Below are 5,594 nucleotides of genomic sequence, written 5' to 3' on the forward strand. Positions count from 1 at the left end.
TTGCCTGCTGTTTCCTTGGAGAAACGGGCAGCACCTGTCGGTGCGCGGTGACCCGTTCGCCGCCTTGTCTGTTCTTCTCTTTCTCAAGCCGCCTTCCTCAGGCAACCCGGCTGTCTCGGTACGAGGGCGAGACCCGTGGCTTTCCGTCCCGGCATCGCTGCCGGTTTGGCGTTTGCTGCGTGGCGCATGGACCGGGTCGTCGTCGCGCCCGCGGGGCAGGGCAGTGACGGGGCGAAGTCGACGCGATGTCCGATGTCAATTCTTGCCTAAATGTGAACTTTTGCAACAAGAATTTTCAGGGGGCTCATGCCCGAGGGATGAGGCGGCCCATGCCGCCCGGGCGAGCCGGTGGCTGGGCAGCTCGTGCAGGCGCCCGGGCCGTCGATCCAGTATGCTGCAAGCAAGAGTCACTCAGGCAGGTCACTCAGCAGGCAAAGGAGCGCAACCCCATGTCGACACTCACTTTCCAGGGCGCGGTAAAGGAAGTCACCGGCTCTCGCTACCTGATCGAGGTGGACGGCAACGGCGGCTCGCACAAGCTGCTGCTGGAGTGCGGGCTGCACCAGGGCGGCAGCGATGCCGACGAGGCCAACGCCAAATCCTTCGGCAAGCTGGCCCATGAACTCGAGGCCGTGGTGATCTCCCACGGCCACCTGGACCACTCCGGCCTGCTGCCCAAGCTGGTGCGCGAGGGCTTCAACGGCCCGATCCACTGCACCCGGGGCACCCGCGACCTGCTGGAGATCATGCTTCTCGATTCCGCCTTCATCATGGCCAAGGACGTGGAGTGGGAGAACAAGTGGCGCAAGCGCAACGACAAGCCGCTGGTCGAGCCGCTCTACGAGCCGGAGGACGTGGAGCGCACCCTGGCGCTGTGCGAGTCGCATCTCTACGGCCAGCCGGTGGACCTGCCCGGCGGCGCCCGCCTGGTGTTTCGCGACGCCGGCCATATCCTCGGCTCGGCCATCGTCGAGCTGACGATCCCCTCCGGCGGCCAGGAGAAACGGCTGGTGTTCTCCGGCGACCTGGGCAACCCCAGTTCGGTGCTGATGAAGGATCCCGAGAAGCTCTATGAGGCCGACGTGGTGCTGATGGAGAGCACCTACGGCGACCGTGACCACCGCCCCCTGGACGAGACCCTGGAGGAGTTCGCCCGGGTGCTGGAGGAGGCCCACGAGGCGGGCGGCAACGTGCTGATTCCCGCCTTCGCCGTGGGGCGCACCCAGGAGATCCTCTATCACCTGAGCGTGCTCTACCACGAGGGGCGGCTGCGCCAGCAGCTGGTGTTCCTCGACAGCCCCATGGCGATCAAGGTCACCGAGCTCTACCACCGGGCGCGCAAGGCGCTGGATGCGGAGGATCTGAAGGTGCTCAATATCGCCGCCAGCGGCGATACCAGCCAGTACCTGCCGATCCTGCGCATGACCCGCACCGTGGACGAGTCCATGGCCATCAACCGCATCCACGGCGGGGCCATCATCATCGCCGGGGCCGGCATGTGCAACGGTGGGCGCATCATCCACCACTTCCGCTACAACCTGGAGAAGCCCAGCACCCGCCTGGTGATCGTCGGCTTCCAGGCCGCGGGCACGGTCGGGCGCCAGATCGTCGACGGTGCCGAACGGGTGCGCGTGCTGGGCCAGGACCTGGCGGTCAAGGCCAGGGTGCACACCATCGGCGGCTTCTCGGCCCACGCCGGACAGACCGAGATGATCGGCTGGGCCGGTGCCTTCCGCAACGCTCCCCGCTTCTACCTGGTGCACGGCGAGCCCGGCACCCAGGAGGCCTTCAAGGCTGCCCTGGCCGAGAGCGGCATCGAGGCGGAGATTCCCGCCTACGGCGATTGCATCGAGCTCTGATTCCAAACGTCACGACTTGATCTGCATCAAGCTGCGACGACTTGCCCCATGTCATGCGGCGAGCTCTGATCTATCCTCATGTTGTTTGCGAATCATGTAATTAATTTAGATTGATTGGTTATTGAAGATGGTGGAGGAAGGCGACCTGCGCGAGGGCGTGGGCGTGGCTGCCCCCGGCGACATGGCGGAGATGATGCGCGACCCGAAGATTCCGGTCTTCAGCTTCTGAACTCACTGACTCACCGAGGTTTAACGCCATGAAGAGCAACGTTGGCGGCATCGACAAGATTGCCCGTATCGTCATCGGCGCACTGCTGATCGGCCTGGCCCTGACCGGCGCCATCGGCGCCTGGGGCTGGATCGGCGTGCTGCCGCTGGCCACCGGCCTGTTCAACTTCTGCCCGGCCTACGGCCTGCTGGGCATCAATACCTGCAAGCTGAAGAAGTAGTCCCCAGCCACTGCAGGCGGGTAGCGAGGCCCACCGCCATGGCGGTGGGCCTCGTGCGTTTCGGGGCCGCCATGAGGGCAGGAATGGCGATGGCGCCGATATATTCCAAAACAGTCTATTCTTAGAACTGAATCTGGGCTATGCTGAGTCCATATCCGGCAGCAACCGGCAGCAACGATATCCAAGGAGGCCGCTTCCCATGACCCAGTCGAACGCGTCCCGGGCCGCGCTGGCCCGCCCCATCGTGACCCACTTCTTCGACGAGCCCACCAACACCTTCAGCTATGTGGTGCAGGATCCCGACAGCAAGGCCTGCGCGATCCTCGATTCGGTGCTCGACTTCGACTACGCCGCCGGGCGTACCGACGTGCGCTCCGCCGACGAGATCATCGCCTTCGTGCGCGACAACGGCCTCGAGGTGGCGTGGATCCTCGAGACCCATGTCCATGCCGATCACCTCTCCGCGGCGCCCTACCTGCATGAGCAAATGGGTGGCAAGACCGGCATCGGCGCCAAGATCACCGTGGTGCAGGACGTCTTCGGCAAGGCCTTCAACGCCGGCACCGAGTTCGCCCGGGACGGCAGCCAGTTCGACCGCCTCTTCGAGGAGGGCGACACCTTCACCATCGGTAATATGGAAGGGCGGGTGCTGCATACCCCGGGCCACACCCCGGCCTGCCTGACCTACGTGATCGGCGACGCCGCCTTCGTCGGCGACACCCTGTTCATGCCCGACTACGGCACCGCCCGCTGCGACTTCCCCGGCGGCGATGCCCGCACCCTCTACCGCTCCATCCAGAAGGTGCTGGCCCTGCCGGACGAGACCCGCATCTTCCTGTGCCACGACTACAAGGCGCCGGATCGCGAGGAGTACCAGCACGAGACCAGCGTGGAGGAGCAGCGTCGTCACAACGTCCACGTGCACGAGGGGATCAGCGAGGAGGCGTTCGTGAAGATGCGCACCGAGCGCGATGCCACCCTCGACATGCCGAAGCTGATCCTGCCCTCGGTGCAGGTCAACATGCGCGCCGGGCACATGCCGCCCGCCGAGGATAACGGCCAGGTCTACCTCAAGGTGCCGATCAACAAGTTCTGAGGAGTGCTGCGTGAACCCCAAGCGCTACTTCCCGATCCTGCAGTGGCTGCCCGGCTACGGCCGCGCCACCCTGGGAAGCGACCTGCTGGCGGCAGTGATCGTCACCATCATGCTGATCCCGCAGTCGCTGGCCTACGCCATGCTGGCCGGGCTGCCGCCGGAGGTGGGGCTCTACGCCAGCATCGCCCCGCTGGTGGTCTACGCCGTGTTCGGCACCAGCCGCACCCTGTCGGTAGGGCCGGTGGCGGTGGTGTCGCTGATGACCGCCGCGGCGGTGGGGCAGATCGCTCCCCAGGGCTCGCCGGAGTACCTCGGCGCGGCGCTGGTGCTGGCGTTGATGTCGGGGCTGATGCTGACCCTGATGGGGGTGGCGCGGCTGGGCTTTCTGGCCAACTTCCTCAGCCACCCGGTGATCTCCGGCTTCATCACCGCCTCGGGGCTGATCATCGCCGCCAGCCAGCTCAAGCACGTGCTGGGCGTCGAGGCCAGCGGCCATAACCTGCTGGAGCTGCTGGTCGGCCTGGCCGGGAACCTGGGGAGCGTGAACGGCCCGACCCTGGCGATCGGCCTGGCGGTGCTGGCCTTCCTCTACGCCGCCCGGCGCTGGCTCAAGCTCGCCCTGGTGCGCCTCGGCGTGCCGGGCCGGCCGGCGGACATGCTGACCAAGGCCGCGCCGATTCTCGCCGTGGCGGTCACGACGCTCGCCACCTGGGGGCTCGGCCTCGACGAGCACGGCGTGGCCGTGGTGGGTGCGGTGCCGGCGGGCCTGCCGCCGCTGACCCTGTCCGGCTTCGACAGCGGGCTCTGGAGCCAGCTGTTCGTAGCGGCGCTGCTGATCAGCATCGTCGGCTTCGTGGAGTCGGTGTCGGTGGGCCAGACCCTGGCCGCCAAGCGGCGCCAGCGCATCGACCCCGATCAGGAGCTGGTGGGGCTGGGCACCTCCAACATCGCCGCGTCCTTCACCGGGGGCATGCCGGTCACCGGGGGCTTCGCCCGCTCGGTGGTCAACTTCGATGCCGGCGCCGAGACCCCGGCGGCCGGCGCCTTCACCGCCGTGGGCATCGCCGTGGCGGCGATGCTGCTCACCCCGCTGATCGCCTACCTGCCCATCGCCACCCTGGCGGCCACCATCATCGTGGCGGTGCTCTCGCTGGTGGACCTTCCGGCCATCAGGCGCACCTGGGACTACTCGCGAGGCGATTTCGCCGCCATGCTGGCGACCATCATCGTGACCCTGGTCATCGGCGTAGAGAGTGGCATCACGGCCGGGGTGGGGCTGTCGCTGGCACTCCACCTCTACCGCACCAGCCGTCCCCACAGCGCGGTGGTGGGGCGGGTGCCGGGCAGCGAGCACTTCCGCAACGTGAGGCGCCATGAGGTGGAGACCGATGAGCGCCTGGCGATCCTGAGGGTCGACGAGAGCCTCTACTTCGCCAATGCCCGCTACCTCGAGGACACCGTGATGGAACTGGCCGCCCGCCAGCCGGGCCTGGCGCACCTCGTGCTGGCCTGCCAGGCGGTCAACGTCATCGACGCCTCGGCGCTGGAGAGCCTGGAGGCGATCAATGGGCGCCTCAAGGATTCCGGCGTCGCCCTGCACCTCGCCGAGGTGAAAGGCCCGGTGATGGATCGCCTGCAGCACACCGAGTTCTGCCACGAAATGACCGGCAAGGTGTTCCTGAGCACCTTCGATGCCTGGCAGGAGTTGCGCGGCGAGAGCGATGGCAGCCTGTCGCGACGCTGCGCCGAGTTGCAGATGGGCGCAACATTCGATGCCCCCCTTGATGATTCGACACAACCGCATCCGCGGATGCACACATAGGAGAGAGTAGCGTGGACTGGAGTTCATCCCTGCAAGGGCTGGCCGGCGGCATCCTGATCGGCCTGTCCGCCACCTGGCTGATGGCCACCCTGGGCCGCATCGCCGGTATCAGCGGCATCATCGGCACCCTGATCACCGCGCGGCCCAAGGGCGACAGCGCCTGGCGGCTCACCTTCCTGCTCGGCCTGATCAGCGGCCCGATCGTGCTGATGCTGCTCGGTGGCGGGCTTGGCAACGTGGCAGGCGGCGGGGTCGACGTGACAGGCGAGGTGATCGGCGCCCCCGCCGGCGGCGTGGTCATGATGCTGGTCGCCGGCCTGCTGGTAGGTGTGGGCACCGGGCTTGGCAGCGGCTGCACCAGCGGCCAC

Annotated in this window: 5 protein-coding genes and 1 riboswitch; all 5 genes read left to right on the top strand. The window is 67.1% G+C overall.

Annotation, left to right across the window (positions count from 1 at the left end; genetic code table 11):
- Positions 1-97: 97 nt before the first annotated feature.
- A riboswitch (cyclic di-GMP riboswitch) is annotated at positions 98-180 on the bottom strand.
- Positions 181-449: 269 nt separating this feature from the next.
- Positions 450-1,859 (top strand): MBL fold metallo-hydrolase, encoded by a 1,410-nt coding sequence (locus IBX53_RS14180; RefSeq protein WP_290910442.1) that lies wholly within the window; start codon positions 450-452, stop codon positions 1,857-1,859.
- A 257-nt stretch (positions 1,860-2,116) separates the two neighbouring features.
- The gene (locus IBX53_RS14185) at positions 2,117-2,308 is read left to right on the top strand and encodes a DUF2892 domain-containing protein (RefSeq protein WP_290910445.1); all 192 of its coding nucleotides are present in this window, start codon (positions 2,117-2,119) and stop codon (positions 2,306-2,308) included.
- A gap of 229 nt (positions 2,309-2,537) precedes the next feature.
- A complete protein-coding gene (locus IBX53_RS14190; protein WP_290910451.1) occupies positions 2,538-3,404 on the top strand; it encodes an MBL fold metallo-hydrolase in 867 nt (288 codons plus the stop codon).
- A gap of 10 nt (positions 3,405-3,414) precedes the next feature.
- A complete protein-coding gene (locus IBX53_RS14195; RefSeq protein ID WP_290910447.1) occupies positions 3,415-5,226 on the top strand; it encodes a SulP family inorganic anion transporter in 1,812 nt (603 codons plus the stop codon).
- A gap of 11 nt (positions 5,227-5,237) precedes the next feature.
- The coding region (locus IBX53_RS14200; protein WP_290910448.1) for a YeeE/YedE family protein at positions 5,238-5,594 on the top strand (357 nt) is incomplete at its 3' end.

The organism is Halomonas sp., assembly GCF_014859505.1.
Classification (GTDB): Bacteria; Pseudomonadota; Gammaproteobacteria; order Pseudomonadales; family Halomonadaceae; genus Halomonas.

What these genes read in the sequence shown, in the direction of transcription:
- IBX53_RS14180 (WP_290910442.1), top strand. Translation starts at nt 450, where the DNA reads ATGTCGACACTCACTTTCCAGGGCGCGGTAAAGGAAGTCACCGGCTCT.
- IBX53_RS14185 (WP_290910445.1), top strand. Translation starts at nt 2,117, where the DNA reads ATGAAGAGCAACGTTGGCGGCATCGACAAGATTGCCCGTATCGTCATC.